The organism is Yoonia vestfoldensis DSM 16212, assembly GCF_000382265.1.
Classification (GTDB): Bacteria; Pseudomonadota; Alphaproteobacteria; order Rhodobacterales; family Rhodobacteraceae; genus Yoonia; species Yoonia vestfoldensis.
This window is the reverse complement of the sequence record NZ_KB907976.1, coordinates 16680-34036: the sequence shown is the minus strand read 5'-3', so window position 1 is coordinate 34036 and position 17357 is coordinate 16680. Positions and strand designations below refer to the sequence as shown.

The window sequence follows — 17357 nt, the reverse complement described above, 5'->3', positions numbered from 1 at the left end:
GTATGCTGATTTTGCGCCGTCTGGTTGCAGCTTCTCTGCTGTCCATTTTTGCTGTCACGACATCCGCCGAAAACGCGCAAGCTCAAGAAACCCAATGGGATTGGCTGGTCGATATCGACGAGGTCGTCGATGGGGTCGCGTATGACCCATCGCCCGCCGGGTCAGTCGTGCGTATCGCGGTGACAGTGTCCAACGACAGCACACTCGACGCGCCGGGGACGACCCTCTCGATCGTCGTGCCAAATCCGACTGTGCCCGTGGATGCGATCGGGTCTGTGTCCCTTGTCGGGGCAAGTGGCACGATCACAAACTGCCAACCTTCATCGTTTCCGGTCGCGGGCGGCACGGTCATTTCCTGTGATGTTCCTGCTATTCCCGGCAGGGAGACGTTTGAAAGCCCGGCAAATTCCGCACAGGTCATTTTCGACTTTCAGACACGGGCTGCGACTGTCCTGATATTGGAACCGACAGTGCCGAACGATCAGGGTGACGCCAATGACGACAACAATTCACTGACGGAAACCCTGACGATCAATCAAGGGATCGATCTTGAGATTGATGTGTCGACACCCTCGCCCAGTGTTTCGGCAGGCGCGACCTTTGACTGGTTCGTGGATATACGGAACATCGGCCCGAACACCGCAACCAGCTATACGGTGACACTTCCCGCACCGGCGGGCGTCATCAATATCGCTGCCCCTGCAGGATGCAACCTGTCCGGGGGCAATTATATTTGCCAGATCAACACACCGATCCCGTCGCAAGGCGCGGCGACCCGATTGACGTTTCGTGGCCAGGTTGCCGTCAGTGGTCCGTCCGAGATCACCATTAGCGGGCAGGTGTCGGGTACGTCACCTCTGGATCCAAACGCCGACAATGACGACGATCTGCTGAACATCGTGGTGACGGCGGGAACGGATACGTTCATCACCAAATCGCGCAGCCCTCAGACAGCGACATTGCTGGTTGGTGACACCGTCACATTCACCCTTGCGACGGGGTTTGTGGGCAATCCGCCCACGGATATCGTCGTCACCGACACGCTGCCTGCCAATTATGAAATCATCTCGGTCAGCAGCGCGACCTATGGCTGTACCGATGCACCTTTCACCACCCAGACCGTGACATGTACACAGCCGGGCGGAGGCACCAACGACGACTCACAGGCGCAAAGTCTCGGCAATATCAGCATCGTCGCGCGGCTTGTGGCACCGGGGTCGAACATCCGGAACACTGCAACGATTGCGACGAGCGGTCAGGACATCAACCTCGCCAACAATACCAGCAGCGACACCGCACTGACTGCGCAGGCACCTGTCGTCGATCTGCAGGCGCGCAAGACCGGACCGAGCCCCGCGCTTGCGGTGGTTGGCAACACCTATCAGTTCAACATCAGCGCACGAAACGGCGGGAACGCGGCATTCACAGGTGCGTTGACCCTCACCGACACGATCCCTGCTGGCCTGACGGTCACCAGCCTGAACACGCGGGGTGCCGTTTGCACCGTCAACGGTGCGAGCCCGGCATTTCCCGTTGCAGGTCCAGCCGTTTTCGTCTGCGTTTTCAATTATGCGACAACGCCTCTGGCAGCGGCGACAAATACGCCGAACATCAGCTTCAACACCCTCGTGACCGCCGCAGGTAGCCCGAGGAACACGGTTGTGGTGTCGTCCGGCGTTCCGGAAATCGACGATACCGAGGTTCCCAACAACACTGCAAGTGTGACGGTAACGGCTGTCGCCAATGGTGATTCTGCGGATATTCAGGCCATCAAGTCGCTTGCCGCAGGGTCAGAGGCGATTGCCGGGCAGCCTTTTAGCTTCAATATCGAAATCCGCAATAACGGCCCGCAAGCTGCGGGTGACGTGCGCGTGACCGACGTTGTCGACAACCTGCAAAACGGCGCGAATGCCTTTGTGGTCACCTATGCAAACACGCCATCCGGCACCTGCACCCAATCGGGCAGCGGGTCTTCGCGGACGCTGACATGTAACGTTGTCTCGGTGCCACCTTGTGGGCCAACGGGAAATCCATCGGTTGCTTGTCCGGTCATCGGACTGACCATCGTGCCCGGGCGCGACGGCGCAAATACGAATCCGATCGCCCGCAGCAACACGGCACGCGCGATTTCGCAAACCACGCCCGACCCCAACCTTGTGAACAACGACAGCACCGTCAATTACACGATGGAACGCCGCGCCGATGTCACCGTCACCAAGACGGCCGTGGGCACCGTCGCGGCAGGGCAAAATCTGCAGTATACCGTGTCGGCGCGCAACGCCAACGTCGGGCTGAGCCGGGCAGAGAACGTCACCATCACTGACCGTCTGCCGCCGAATGTCCGTTTTGTCTCGGCGACCGCTGTCAACGGCGGGTCCTGCACCACGCCGCAGCCTGGCACGGTGACGTCCGATCCAAGCACCACCGAGATCGTCTGCAACCTTGGCACAATTCAGCCCAATGCCCAGCGCAACGTGAATATCGTCGTGCAACCGACCAACGCAGCGATTGGACAAACGTTGGTCAATGCGGTCACGGTCGCAACAACAACGATCGAGACAAATCTTGACAACAATGCCGCGCAGGTGGCGACGAATGTCCGCATTCCTGACGTCGATCTGCTTGTCAACAAGTCGGATGATCGTGATCCGCTGACCGTCGGCGACAATGTCGTCTATAGAGTCACAGTCACCAATGATGGCCCATCGGCATCCGAAAATATCGTCGTCACCGATACCTGGCCCGCCAGCCTGATCAGCCTGCGCGCCGTCACGCCACCTGCCGGCGGCACCTGCGATCCGGTGCCGGGTATTCAGGTTGCGGACACGGATCCACGGTCATTCGGCGCAACCATCATTTGCCGTTTCCCAAATTTGCCGGCAGGGCAGAGCTTTGACATCCTTTATACAGGGACGGGCACAGCCAAGGGCACGGTTCGCAACGGCGTGTCGATCCGGTCGTTCGAGATTGACAACGGTTACGACCGTCTTGCCGCCAACAACGCCACCGAAGACGGAACGACGGTCCGCACCCGCACGGATGTCTTCGTATCCAAGCGGGCAGAGCCGGCTGTCGTCAACGTGCGCGATGTGTTCAACTGGATCGTCCGGGTCGGGGTCGCACCCGCATCGCCACAGGTCTCGGAGGCTGACGGCGTCCGCTTTACCGATACACTGCCTGTCGGCATGGAACTCGTGTCCACGCCTGTCGCTGCATCAGCCCTCGGTGCGGCGCCTGGGCTCAATTCCTGCACAGGTGCGCCGGGCACGCGCGCCATCGCCTGCGACTTTGGCACGATGCAGCCGGGGAGTGCGGTGGACATCACGATTCCTGTCCGTGTGAACAGTGTCACGTCCGAGCCCCAGAGGTTCGCAAATACGGCGCAGGTGAGGACGACATCGTTCGATTCCGTATCGGGCAATAACCAGAACACTGCGACCGTCGACGTTCTGTCCTCGTCCATCTCGGGCAATGTGTTCCGCGATTTCGAGGACGATAGCCAGCCCACAACCGGTGACACGCCGATCGCTGGGGTGCCCGTCAGGTTGACGGGGGCTTCGACCGATGGGTTGCAGACCTTTGACCGCACTTTCAACACCAATACAAATGGCGATTTTCTGTTCCCGTTCCTGCCTGCTGGCACCTATGCCCTGACGCGCGGGGCGGTGAATGAAGCCTATCTTGTTGATGGCACGATCACGCCCGGCAACAATGGCGGCGTGCAGACCGGCACGACCGGCCCCGGCAATGCGATCAGCGCCATCAGCCTTCCCGGCAACACCGACAACGTAGACAACCTGTTTCCCGTGATCCCGCAGGCGCGCATCGGCATCGCCAAATCGGGGGCGATCACCAGCCAGAACATCGACGGCACCTTCAATGCGACCTTCGACATGGTGGTCGAGAATTTCAGCCTTGAGCCGCTGAACAGCGTCACTGTGACCGACCCACTTGCAGGGGGCGCACCTTTGTTCGGCACCTACGTCGCGCTTGCCAATCCGCTGACCGATCCCATGCAGCAGGGGCAATACACGATCACGGCCGTGCCTTCCGGCTCTTGTGGCACGCTCAATAGCGTCTTCAACGGCAGCGGCGACCTGACGCTGACCTCGGGTGGCACGCTGGCGATCGGGGCGACCTGCACTGTGTCGTTCGGGCTGCGGGTCTATCCGACCACGGCGCAGCAAGCGGGCGGGTTCGAGAATCAGGCGACCGTGATCGGCGTGGGCGAGATCTCTGGCCAGACCTCGGTCGACAATGCGCTCTTGCGTGATCTGTCCGACAACGGCGTGAACCCTGATCCGAATGGCAACGACCGCGCCGACGATGCGCGCGAGAACGATCCGACCCCGCTCAATCCGATGGTGGCCCCTGGCATCGCGCTGATCAAGATTGCCGACCTGTCGGCCCTTGATACCCCCGTCGAGACGGACGATGTCGTCACCTACCGCTTTACCGTGCGCAACACGGGCGATGTGACCCTGACCAACATCACGGTCGAGGAATTGCTGATCGGCGCGACCGTTGCCGGCAGCATCGCCTCGCTTGACCCCGGCCAAGAGAACAGCACCGACATCACCGCCACCTATCCGCTGACCCTTGGGGATGTGGACGCAGGCGAGGTGGAAAACAGCGCCCGCGTCACCGGCACCGATCCGTTCGGGGAGGTTGTGACCGACCTCAGCGGGACGGCTTTCAACAACGATACGCCGACGCAGACTGCTCTGGTGCCGGAACCCGCCATTACCTTGATCAAGACGGCTGATCTGACAGAGGTCCAATCCCCGACCCAGATCGGTGACACGATCCGGTACAGCTTTACCATCCAGAACACCGGCAACGTGACGCTGCGCGATGTGACCCTGACGGACGATGTGGCCGGGGTCGTTCTTGTCGGCGATCCGATTGCCGTGATGGAACCCGGTGCCATCAACACCGATGCCTATTCGGCCAGCTATGTCATCACCGGCGATGACATCGTCGTGGGCGAAGTGCGCAACACCGCACTGGTGACCGGGACCGACCCGAATGATACGGTCGTCACCGACACCAGCGGCACGACCGGCACCACGGACGACGAAACCGTGACCGAGCTTGAACGCGCACCTGCGATCCGCACGGTCAAGACACTGGAATTCGTCAACAATCCCGACACCCCTGACAGCATCGGCGAAGAGGTGGTCTATACGATCACCGTCGAAAACACCGGCAACGTACCCCTGACCGAGGTGCGCGTGGTCGATACGCTGACCGACCTGAACGGCGCGCCGCTGACCCTGACAACAGGCCCCGATTTCGTATCGGCGGACCAATCCTCGCCCGAGGGCCGTCTTTTGGTCGGTGAAATCGCCACCTATACGGCGACTTTCGTGATCGACGTGCAGGCCGTGAACGCGGGTGGCGTTTCCAACACCGCCATCGCTTTCGGGACCGGACTGTCCGGGTCCGGCCCGAACGGCACACCGCGTGAGGTATCGGACATCTCCGACAGCGCGAATCCGCTTGGTGATGATCCGACGGTCCTGATCCTTGATCCGGCTATCGGACTTGAGGGCGTGACGCTGACCAAGACGACACCGAATGCGGTCGTGCAGCGCGGTAGCGCGGTGCCCTACACGATCACCGTCACGAACGACAACATCTTTACCGTCGGGCCGGTCGATATCGTCGACACCCTGCCCAGCGGGCTGGTCTTTATCCCCGGCAGCGCCACGATCGACGGCGAGGCGGTGGATGTGATCTTTACCGCAGGGCGCGTCACCTGGTCGGATGTCATCGTGCCGGCACTTGGCACGACCGAAGTCACCTTGTCCGCGCGCATCCTCAACAGTGCCAGCGGCGGGGAATTCGTGAACCGCGTTTCCTTGATCGACCCCGAAACGGGCCGCGCTATCGTCCCTGATGCCACGGCGACCGTGACCGTGCCGGTGGATGCCCTGTTCCAATGCGTCGACATCATCGGAAAGGTTTTCGATGACGTGAACGGCAACGGCTATCAGGAGGCACCAAGCGAGGTGGACCGGATCGCCATCACCGACCAGACCTATAACGGCGGCAAGGGCAAGGTGGATACGATCGCCGCCGAGATCCGCCCCGAGGCCGGTATCCCCGGCGTGCGTCTGGCGACCGTCGACGGCACGATCATCACGACCGATGAAAACGGGCTTTATTCCGTGCCTTGCGCAGCCCTGCCCGCAAACGGCGGCGAGAATTTCATTCTCAAGGTGGATGACCGGTCCTTGCCTGCGGGCTACCGGATGACCACGGAAAATCCCCGTGTCATGCGTGTCACCCCCGGCATGATGACAGAAATGAACTTTGGCGCCACCGCCACCTTGCCGGTCGTGCGTGTCGATCTGACCACCGCGTCCTTTGTGCAGGGCGCCGAGGGGATGACGATGTCGATACCGCTCCGTGACGGTCTGCGCGCGGCCCTGCAACAGATTGCCGGCACGCCAAGCACGATGGTGCTGGCCTTCCATCTGCCGCAATCGGCGCAATCCGCAGACGTGGCGCTGGCGCGCGACCTGTCAGACCTTGTCGAGGAACAGGTCACGCGCGACTGGCGCGAGATCGGACAGGTCCGCTTGCGGATCGAACAGACAATCGTGCGCGCGGGCGAGTAAGGAACCTTTAGATGAAGGCGTATTTTTCAATGGTGAACGGTCTTTCGCGCCGTCCCGGGTTGCTGCAGACGACTGCGCTTGCCGGATTCGCGTCGCTTGCTCTGGGTGCTTTGCCGGTTGCGGCACAGGTTTGCGACCCTACAATTGTCCCGCTTGCCGCCGGATGTGTCGCACCGAATGCCGGTGTGTCGGTCGCCGTGCCGGTGCAGGCGAATACCGAAATCCTGCGCAATGTGCCTGTGGGCGGGTTCGGTGCCGAAGGGTTCTCGATCTCGATCGACAACCGCACCATCGCAGGTGCGCCGGTGATCAACGTGCCCCAACGCACCAGTGATCTGGTCAATACGCTGGCCGATATCGACGTCAGGTTCGACGGGCTCGATACCCGCCGTCTGCTGAACCTCGGCATCCCCGACGGCCGTAGCACCTTCCGCGCGGGCGAGACGGTGACGTTCCGGTCCTCGACCAATTATCCCGGCTATATCACCCGTGCCGAAATCGTGGTCCGCGACCGCAGCCGCAGCGGCGCGCCGGTCGTGGCGCAGCTGCCGGTAGCACCCAATGGTACGGCGGATTTCGTCATGCCTGCTGACACCGGCAGCGACCTGACCTATGCGCTGCGCGTCTATGATGCAGCGGGCCGGTTCGACGAAACCCGCCCCTTGATCCTGTCCCGCACTGAAAGCAGCGTGATCGCCGACACAACGGGTGCTGCGCCGTTTCCCGCGATCGGCGAAGGCGACGACAACACCGGACGGCGCGGCATCCCCGTGCGGGGCGGCGTGATCACGACGTCGGGCACCGCCACACCCGGCAGCCGCGTGACCGTGATGGGCGAAGCCGTGCCGGTCGATCCGAACGGCCGCTTTGTCGTCAGCCGCGTCGTGCCGCCGGGCGACCAGATCGTGACGGTGAACGTCAACGGCCGCGATTACGTGCGCGACGTGGAAATTCCGCGGTCCGAATGGTTCTATGTCGGCATCGCCGATCTGACACTTGGCCTGCGCGAAGGCGGGGCCAATGACGAGGATTGGCAAAGCTATACCAACGGCCGCCTTGCCTTCTATGCCAAGGGCACGACCGAACGCGGCTGGACGATCACCTCTTCGGCCGATACCCGCAACGGCCCGATCGAGGACATGTTCTCGCGGCTGAATGACAAGGACCCGCGCCGCGTGATCGACCGGATCCGGTCCGATGGCACCGACCTGTTCCCGACCTATGGCGACGACAGCAGCTATTACGACGACACGCCCACATCGGGCGCGATCTATCTGCGCGCCGAAAACGAAACCTCGCGGTTCACGCTGGGCAATTTCCGCACCGGCATCGCCGGGCCCGGCCTGATCAACAACGCGCGTGATCTTTACGGCGTCGAGGCGCAGTACCGCTCGCCCGACGTGACCAGCCACGGAGAGCCGCGTCTCAGCGCGATGGCCTATGCCGCCCAGCTCGAAACTGCCGCACAGCGGGATATCCTGCGCGGCACCGGCGGGTCGGTCTATTTCCTGACGCGGCAGGATATCACCGGCGGTTCGACGACGGTGACGGTGCAGGAAATCGACCCCGACACAGGCTTTGTCATTGGCACCCGCCTGTTGACCGAAGGCACGGATTACCGTGTCGACCACATTCAGGGCGTGATCATCCTGACGGCCCCCCTGACAGGCAGCGCAGGCGATGGCGGTCTGGTCAATAGCGGCGCAGGCGACAACAATGTCAATCTGGTGGTCCAGTACGAATACACCCCAACGGACGGTCTGAGCGATGCCAACGCCTTTGGCGGCCGTGCCGAGGTCTGGGTCACCGACGATCTGCGCCTTGGTGGCAGCGTGATGTCCGAAACCGCCTCGGGTGGCGCGGATCAGCGCGTTGCCGCGATCGACCTGCGCTATCGGCTGGGCGAGACCAGCCATGCGGAACTGGAGATCGCCCGCACTGACGGTCCGGGCTTCACGCGGTCGGTGTCGCAGGATGGCGGCCTGACCATCGCCTCGACGGGCGGTGCCACGAATGATGCAGCGCAGGCGGTGCGGTTCACTTCGCTGCTTGACCTGCGCGAACTTGGGATGGACCGCGACGGCGCGATCGGCCTGCGCTATGAACAAAAAGACGCAGGCTTTAGCACGCTGAACGAAGACATCACCGAGGATCAGACCCTTCTTGGCCTGGACGCGCGTGTCGATGTGACCGACCGGCTTTCGCTGGCGCTTGATACGACCCACTTCACAAAAGACGGCGGCGAGGAAAAGACCGAAGCCGAAGTCTCGGTCGGTTATGCATTGACCGATGTCTGGACCGTCGAAGCAGGCGTGCAGGTCACTGACAAGGCGACCCCCGGCGATCCGGCTGAAACTGGCGACCGGACCGATCTGGGGCTGAAACTGTCCTATAGCCCGTCCGACGACCTGTCGGTCTATGTCTTTGGGCAGGCGACTGTCGATGTGGGTGGCGGGCTGTCCGACAACAACCGCCTTGGCTTTGGCGCTGATCTGCGGGTCACCGACAATCTCACGATGGCGGGCGAAATCTCGGACGGCGACACAGGTGTCGCGGGCAAGCTGCAACTGTCCTATACGCCAAGCGCCGATAACGAGATCTATCTGGGCTACACGCTGGACCCGACGCGCGCGAATGCGGGCGATGCGCTGTCCGATCATGGCCGCGTGGTGCTGGGTGGTCGGTTCCGGCAGTCCGATACCGTTTCCACCTATGCCGAAAACATCTATGACATGCCCGGCAACCAGCGGTCGCTGACGCAGGCCTACGGCGTGACCTACAGCCCGACTGACGTGCTGACCTACAGTCTTGGCATGGAAACCGGCACGATCCGCGACAGCGCGACAGGCGATTTCGACCGCACCGCGTTTTCTATCGGCGCGGCCTATTCTCGCGACGAGGATCTGTCGATCCGTGGTCGTCTGGAATACCGCACCGAAGACGGGGCCGGCGATGCGCAGGACCGTGAGACGATCGGCCTGACGGCAGGCTACAGCAACAAGGTCGCGCAGGACTGGCGCGTTCTGGCCAATCTTGACGCGCTTTATTCCGACAGCGCGACAGGCGATTTCCGCGATGGCGAATATCTGCGCGCCTCGCTGGGCTATGCCTACCGGCCGATCGACAACGAACGGCTGAACCTGCTGGTCCGCGTCACCGCGCTGAACGATCTACCCGGCGAGGATCAGGTCGATGCAAATGGCAACAGCGAAGGGCCGCAGCAGCGCAGCGCCGTGCTGGCCGTGTCGGGCAGCTATGACCTGAACCGGCACCTGACCCTTGGCGGCAAGTTCGCGCATCGCGTCAGCGAAATCGCAGACCGCGGGTCGGATGATTTCACGGCCAATACCGCCAGCCTCGCGATCCTGCGCGCCGATTGGCATGTCGTGGATCAGTGGGACATCATGGCCGAAGGCCGCGTGTCCTTTACCGCCGAAACCGACATCGCCGAAACCGGGGCCTTGCTGGGCGTCTACCGCCACATCAACGACAACGTCAAAGTCGGTGTGGGGTATGAATGGGGTGCAGTGTCCGCCGAAGAGACGGATCTGGACTATGACGGCCAGGGGGTTTTCCTGAACCTTGTCGGAAAATTCTGAAAATGGGGTGCAGGCCGCGCGTTGACGCGGCCTGATCACCCAATGTTGACGCCAGCAGATGCGTGTTCAACATCAAGTGCTTGCACGTCTTGCATGAAGTTTCCTGGAACAATTCCGCTCACGTCGAATTGACCTTCCGTATGTGCGGCAATTTTGCAGCAAAAAGGCGGGACAATGACAATGACACGAAGAGAGCTGCTGGGAGCGGTCGGTATGACGGCCGGATCCGCAGCGATGTATTACGCGATGGCGAGCTTGGGCCATGCGCAGGACTCCACCTATCAGGGCCGCATCTCGCTGACAGGTGAACCGACCAACGGTCGCCGCGTGCTGGTGCTGGGGGCGGGGCTTGCGGGCATGACCGCCGCGCTGGAACTGCGCGATGCCGGCTATGACGTGCAGGTGCTGGAATATCGCGAAAAGGCTGGGGGCCGGTGCTGGACCCTGCGCAGCGGCGATACCTATACCGACATCGACGGTGTAACCCAGAACGTCGATTTCGAGGATGGCAATTACATCAACCCCGGCCCGTGGCGGATTCCGTATAACCACCATGGTGTTCTGGATTATTGCAAGCGGTTGGGCGTCAGGCTCGAACCTTTCATCCAGAAGAACCACAATGCCTATCTGCACCGGTCGGATGCTTTTGGCGGTGAACCACAGCGCTTTCGCCATGTTGCCACCGACTACCGCGGTCATGTTGCCGAATTGCTGGCCAAGGCCACCAACCAGGGGATGCTGGACGCCGAAGTCACCGAAGCCGACCGCGAGACTCTGATCAATTCGCTGCGCACTTTCGGCCATCTGAACGACGACAACGCCTATGTCGAAAGCGACCGCACCAGCCAGTATCGCGGCTATGCGCGCGAGGCTGGCGGCGGCCGCGACGGCGCGCCTGTTCCATCCGAGCCGATGGATTTCGAGACGCTGCTGCAATCCGATCTGTGGCGCTGGCTGAGCGAGGCTGAAACCACCAGCCATCAGAACGCCATTTTCCAGCCTGTCGGCGGGATGGACATGATCGCGCAGGCCTTTGCGCGTGAAGTTGATGATCTGATCACCTACAACGCCCGTGTCATTTCGATGATCCAGAACGGGGATACCGTGACGGTGCAATACGAGGACCGCGAAAACGGCGGCGATCCTGTGGAAATGACCGCCGATTGGTGCGTCTGCACGATCCCGTTCTCGATCCTTGGCCAGATGGACCACAACCTGCCGTCCGCAAAGGCGCAGGTCGTCGATACGATGTATTACGAGGGCGCGATCAAGTTCGGGCTCGAATTCAACCGTCGGTTCTGGGAAGAGGATGACAGCATCTATGGCGGCATCACCTATACCGATCTGCCGATTTCGTTGATCAGCTATCCGTCGACGGATTACTTTTCGGACGGCAAGGGCGTGCTGCTGGGCGGCTATGTCTGGGGCGCCAACGCCTATCAGTTCAACGCGATGCAGCCCGACGAGGCGGTGCGCTGGGCCGTCGAATACGGATCGCGCATCCACCCGCAATACCCGGAAGAATTTTCCAGTGGCGTCTGCGTCAGCTGGCACAAGGTGCCGTGGACTTTGGGCTGCTACGGCATCTGGCAGGACAAGGAACGTGACTATGCCGGTGTGGTCGAAATGGGCCCCGACGACCGGATCGTGCTGGCGGGCGAACACTTGTCCTATCTGCCCGCATGGATGGAAGGCGCGATCCTGTCCTCGCTTGACGCCATCGCACAATTGCACGTCCGCGCGACCGACAGCGGAGCAGGAGAATGACCATGATCAGCAAAACGACAACATTGGTGGCCGGTGTGGCCATCGCCATGACGGGTCTTGCCGCAATCGCGCAAGAGCCAGATCAGGATGGCACATCCGAATTCCGCACATTCGACCCTGTCGCGGGTGAGCTGTTGAACTTTGCAGGTTCCGGCGACCTTGCGCAGACGGGTGGCGAAGCGGTTTACGGTGCCGTCTGCGCTGGCTGCCACATGCCGGATGGTGCAGGCGCGCAGGGCGCGGGTGTCTATCCGTCGTTGGTGGAAAACGACCTTCTCGCGGCGCCGTCCTATCCGATCTATCTGATCCTCGAAGGTCAGGGCGCCATGCCGCCCTTGGGCGGGATCATGGACGACCAGCAGGTCGCGGATGTGGTCAACTATATCCGGTCCAGTTTCGGCAATGATTTCAACGGTGAATGGGGCGAAGCCACAGCCGAGGATGTCGGGGAGACCCGCCAATGATGCGCGGGGTCGCAACATACGGCATGGTCGCGGGCCTGATGGCCCTAGCCTTGGGCGCGCAGGCGCAAGAGGTGGTGCGCCACGCCATCCCTGGGTCCAGCTTTCCCATCGCGCGGGCGGTTGAAATCCCGCCTGATGCGACGGTCGTCTATCTCAGCGGTGCCGTGCCATCGGTGATCGACGAAACCGCCGAACAGGGATCACCCGACGCCTATGGCAATACGGAAGCACAGACAGTGTCGGTGCTGCAATCTATCGGAACCACGCTGGCCGATCTGGGCCTGACGATGGGCGATGTGTTCAAGATGCAGGTCTATCTTGTCGCGCCGGACGGCGCAGAGGGCATGGATTTCGCGGGTTTCATGGATGGTTACACCCGGTTCTTCGGGACTGAGGACCAGCCGAACCTGCCGGTGCGGTCGGTGTTCGAGGTTGCGGGGCTGGTCAGCCCGGCATGGCTGGTCGAGATCGAGGTCACGGCCGTCAGACCCCCGGAATAACGTATTATCGCCGGCATCCGCCGGTTCCGGCTGCATGGCGCGCCCATGCGGCCACAACGTGATTAAGAGGTCATTCATTGAAAAATCTTGCTGACAGACTCGGCCTGCGGGTCGATCCCACAATCTTTTTCTTCTCGGCAGGGCTGAGCCTTGTTTTCGTCGTGGCCCTGACCGCCGCGCCCCAGACCATCGGGGATGCCTTTGCGCAGGGGCGGGCTTGGATCGTCACCAACCTTGGCTGGTTCTTCATTCTTGGGGTGAATGTCTGGTTGGGGTTCCTGATCTATGCCGCGATGTCGCGCCACGGGCATATCCGGCTGGGGGCTAAGGATTCGCGGCCTGAATACTCCAACATGTCGTGGTTCACGATGCTGTTCGCGGGCGGGATCGGCACGGTGCTGATGTTCTGGGGGGTCGCCGAACCGATCAGCCATTACAGCAATCCGCCCCTGCCCGGCGTCGATCCCTTCACGCTGGAGGCGGCGCAGGACGCGGTGTCGATCTCGCTTTACCACCTTGCACTGCACACATGGACGATCTTTGCGCTGCCCGGACTGGCATTCGCCTATTTCATCAACCGCTATGACCTGCCGGTGCGGGTCAGTTCGGTGTTCTATCCGTTGTTGCGCGACCGCATTTATGGCCCCATCGGCAAGGCCATCGACATTGCCGCGATCATCGGGACGCTGTTCGGCGTGGCGGTATCGCTGGGGCTGGGGTCGTCGCAGGTGGCGGCGGGGCTGTCGGCCCTGTTCGGCTGGTCGAACGACACGGGCCTGCGGCTTGCCATTCTTGGCACGCTGACCATCGTCGCCACGATTTCGATTGTCGCGGGTCTGGATAAAGGCGTGCGGGTCCTGTCCAACATCAATATCGGCATGGCGGTCGGGCTGATGATCTTTGTGCTTGTCACCGGATCGACCCTGTTCCTGCTGCGCGGCATCGTGGAAACATTCGGCCTGTATCTATCGAACCTGCCCCGACTGGCGTTCTGGAACGACATGCTGCACGGCAGCGAGATGGGCACCGGCGACTGGGGATGGCAGGGCGACTGGACGGTGTTCTACTGGGCCTGGACCGTGACGTGGTCACCGTTCATCGGGCTGTTCGTCGCGCGGATTTCGCGGGGGCGGACGGTCCGCGAATTTGTTTTCGGCGTGCTGCTGGCCCCGTCGCTGTTCACGATCATCTGGTTCGCGATCTTCGGCTGGCAGGCCATCGCACTTGACGGTTTGGGTCAGGCGCAGCGCCTTGCCATGGGCGCAGAGGCGGGGATGATCAGTCAGGCGGTCGCGGATTCGGTCCCGCTTGCCATGTTTGCTTTTTTCGCAGAACTGCCTTGGGCCACGTTCATGCAGGGGCTTGCCGTGCTCGTCGTCGCGATCTTTTTCGCGACCTCGTCGGATTCCGCGTCACTGGTCGTCGACATGCTGTGCACGGGCACGCAAAAGCCCGGCCCCGTGCGCCAGCGCGTGTTCTGGGGGCTGGCCGAAGGTGCGATTGCCGCGACGCTGATCCTGCTCGCGGGAGAGGCGGGGCTGGTCGCGTTGCAACAGGTGATTACCGTGGTCGGGCTGCCGATCTTTGTGCTGGTCTGCATGATGATCCCTGCGCTGATCAAAGGCTTTGCCGCCGAAGATATCGCCCATATCAGCATCGGCAAACGGCCAGAACTGAGCGAGTTCGAAACGGAAGACCCTGCGACACCGGGCGAGGGGCAACATCGGCACACCTAAGGTCGCCTGCCGCTTGGCAGCCATGCCTGCAACGCGATCTGTCTGTCAGCGCGTTCCAGGGTGACCGTCTGGACTGGTCCAATCCCCGTTAAATGGGGGCATCGCGCGCAGGTTGTAGGAACATCGCGCGCATGTTGTGGGAAAACGTGATTCCCACGTCGCACAAAACACGGCATCTGCCCCGCGCACGGGGCAGACATCGCATGGATCAGGAGATCGCGACGCTTTCGTCGGCGAGGTATTCGGTGCCATCCTCATGCGTCCAGACAAAGCTGAAATCGCCCGGAGCCGCCGCACGCACGTAAAAGGTAAACGTCGGGTTGGCGGCGCTGCCATTCCCGAAATCATAGGTAAAAACGGTTTCGCCGTTCATCGTGACAGCGAATGTCGCCAGCATGTCGCGCGGATCGGACGTCGATACAGCCGTGATCATCGGATGGTCGATCAGCGTGCGGACCTCGATTTCTTCGCCTTCACTGGCGGAACGGGGCAGGCGGATACGGGGTGTAGCCATGATCTTTCTCCCTTATGTCGCGCAGCCGCCGACGGATACGATGATGCTGGCGGTCTGCTGGAACACACGACCGTCCGACAGTTCGGCCAGAACAAGGATTTCCTGTTCCTCGGCAACGCGGATGCGCGTCATGACCTCGGCACGGGTCATTTGCGGCGTCAGCCGGAACGTCCCGATCTGCGGTGCGGGGTTGCGGGTCGCGATGATGTGGATCGCGCTGACATGATCATCCGCCGTCATCGGGCTGTCGATCTGCACCGTCAGCGGTACCTGCGCGCCGTTCTCTGCGACAGCGGGCAGGTCAAGCGTGATCGTCCCTTCGGATAGCTCGCGCCCCGCCAAAAGCTGGTCGCGCCAGCCTTGCCAGCCGTTGTGATTGTCCGCCCGCAGGGGTGCCCCGCCGACCAGAACGAGCGCGGCAGATGCTGCCGCGCCCTTGATCAATGTACGCCGTTCAACAGTCATTAGCGTCCTTTCTTTGGCATCAGGAGAACATGTCCCGTGTGATGCTTTCATACCATGCATCTGCATAGCCCGATTCGAGCCTGCGGTTTTCTGCCAGTTCCGACAACGGACCGCGCGGCGATATCCCGCCCGAGTCAGGCGTTTCGACGAAACCCTCGTCCGTGGTGCGGTAGATGCCCACGACCGAGAAACTGTAATCTTCCCCGCCGTGACTGTAGCAGGTGTTGAAATAGACCGGATCGCTGGGTGCCTCAGGCCCGGTGACATCGGCCAAGGCCGCCGCAACGGCCGTCTTTGACGTCGAATTTGCGACATAGCCCGATTTCGGCAAAGGCGAGGCAATATTCGCATCCCCGATCACATGCACGTCAGCGGCGGCAGCGGATTCGAACGTCCGCGCATTGACGGGTACCCAGCCGGTTTCATTCGCAAGCCCGGTGTCGCGCACGATGGACGCCGCATATTGCGGTGGCACGACATTGCCGACATCGACGCGGTGTTCTTCGCCGAAATCGCTGATGAACAGCTTGTTTTCGACATCGACGCGCACGATCTGGCCGTCCGCGCTGAGTGGGATCCATTCGATCATGTCGCCGTACAACTCGCCCCAGGCATCCTGAAACAGGCCTTGTTTGGAAAAACCGTCCTTGGCATCGAAAGCGAGGATCTTTGCCGTCGGGTTGTTCTGCTTGAGATACTGCGCGACCATCGAAATCCGCTCGTATGGTCCGGGGGGGCAGCGGAACGGGTTGCCGGGGATCGAAATGCCGAACACGCCGCCTTGGGGCATCGCTTCGAGTTGCTGGCGCAGCAGCGTGATCTGCGATCCGTCGCCACCCATCCAGGCATGCGGGAACACTTGCGATGCGGCTTCGTCATAGCCTTCGATCGCGTCCCAGCGGAACCCGATGCCCGGCGATACGATCAGCTTGTCGTAGTCCAGAACCGTCCCCGATTCGAGAGACACAGTCTTGGCCACCGGGTCGATATCGGCAGCGCGATCCTGCACGACGTTGACGCCGCGCGCGCGCAGGCCGTCATAGGAATGGGTGATCTCCGGCAGGGTGCGGTTGCCCCCAAGGATCAGGTTGCCATAGGGGCAGGTGACGAAGGTGGGCCAGGGTTCGACCAGCGTTACCTCGACCTCGGGGTAGTTGATGCGGGCGAAACGCGTGGCGGATGCCCCGCCAAAACCACCCCCGACGATGACAAGACGCCCGGCGGTCTGGGCGCGGACAAGGCCCGGTGCGGCAAGGGTTGCGCCGATCAGGGCGCCAAAACTGCGACGTGTGAATGTTGTCATGGCAGGCTCCTATTCGATCGATGCAAAATAATCGGCGAGAATCGCGACGTCTTCGGGGGTATAGCCGGGCGCGATGCGGTTCATGATCGTGGCAGGGCGTTCATTGTTGCGGAATTCTTCCCAGACGGTGATGAACGCATCGCGGTCATAGCCCGCAATCCGTGCGATGGACCCCGCACCTTCGCCGGCTTGCCCGTGGCAACCTGCACAGCTTAGCGCCACTTGTGGCGCGCCTTCTTGCGCAAACGCGGTACTCGATATCATCCCCGCGAATAGCAGGAATGTCATTGGTCTCATCAATTTCATATGCGTGCTCCACCGATTTGCAGGTCAATACGAAGATTGATAAAGGCTCCTTTCTTTTTTTGCAATTTTCTTAACGC

Annotated in this window: 10 protein-coding genes; 6 read left to right on the top strand and 4 right to left on the bottom strand. The window is 61.7% G+C overall.

Translation table 11 applies throughout. The features are described from left to right. The first annotated feature begins 2 nt into the window (after window positions 1-2). The 6 genes from H147_RS0104835 (at window position 3) to H147_RS0104810 (ending at window position 14692) form a co-directional block, all read left to right on the top strand. Window positions 3-6626 carry a CLIPPER-2 domain-containing protein gene (locus H147_RS0104835; RefSeq protein ID WP_019954221.1) on the top strand — a complete coding sequence of 2208 codons (6624 nt, stop codon included), beginning with the start codon at window positions 3-5 and terminating at the stop codon, window positions 6624-6626. An 11-nt stretch (window positions 6627-6637) separates the two neighbouring features. Next, a complete protein-coding gene (locus H147_RS19355; protein WP_162561632.1) occupies window positions 6638-10225 on the top strand; it encodes a hypothetical protein in 3588 nt (1195 codons plus the stop codon). 213 nt (window positions 10226-10438) lie between these two features. After that, window positions 10439-11992 (top strand): flavin monoamine oxidase family protein, encoded by a 1554-nt coding sequence (locus H147_RS0104825; RefSeq protein ID WP_245541104.1) that lies wholly within the window; start codon window positions 10439-10441, stop codon window positions 11990-11992. Then, window positions 11989-12456, top strand: coding sequence for a c-type cytochrome (locus tag H147_RS19350; RefSeq protein WP_019954218.1), 468 nt, complete (start codon window positions 11989-11991; stop codon window positions 12454-12456). Before H147_RS0104825 ends, H147_RS19350 begins: the two co-directional genes overlap by 4 nt. After that, complete coding sequence (locus H147_RS0104815) at window positions 12453-12956, top strand: RidA family protein (protein WP_019954217.1); 504 nt, start codon at window positions 12453-12455, stop codon at window positions 12954-12956. Before H147_RS19350 ends, H147_RS0104815 begins: the two co-directional genes overlap by 4 nt. 77 nt (window positions 12957-13033) lie before the next feature. Further along, window positions 13034-14692 carry a BCCT family transporter gene (locus tag H147_RS0104810; RefSeq protein ID WP_019954216.1) on the top strand — a complete coding sequence of 553 codons (1659 nt, stop codon included), beginning with the start codon at window positions 13034-13036 and terminating at the stop codon, window positions 14690-14692. Between the two features lie 208 nt (window positions 14693-14900). Here H147_RS0104810 and H147_RS19345 read toward each other — a convergent pair whose 3' ends face one another. From H147_RS19345 to H147_RS0104790, 4 genes are read right to left on the bottom strand one after another with little or no spacing between them, the layout of a single operon-like run. Further along, window positions 14901-15206, bottom strand: coding sequence for a thiosulfate oxidation carrier complex protein SoxZ (locus H147_RS19345; RefSeq protein ID WP_019954215.1), 306 nt, complete (start codon window positions 15204-15206; stop codon window positions 14901-14903). Window positions 15207-15218: 12 nt separating this feature from the next. Continuing rightward, window positions 15219-15671, bottom strand: coding sequence for a thiosulfate oxidation carrier protein SoxY (locus H147_RS0104800; protein ID WP_019954214.1), 453 nt, complete (start codon window positions 15669-15671; stop codon window positions 15219-15221). Between the two features lie 19 nt (window positions 15672-15690). Then, window positions 15691-16974, bottom strand: a complete 1284-nt coding sequence (locus tag H147_RS0104795; RefSeq protein ID WP_019954213.1) for an NAD(P)/FAD-dependent oxidoreductase — start codon at window positions 16972-16974, stop codon at window positions 15691-15693. Between the two features lie 9 nt (window positions 16975-16983). Beyond that, window positions 16984-17262 (bottom strand): c-type cytochrome, encoded by a 279-nt coding sequence (locus H147_RS0104790; protein ID WP_019954212.1) that lies wholly within the window; start codon window positions 17260-17262, stop codon window positions 16984-16986. Window positions 17263-17357 lie beyond the last annotated feature (95 nt).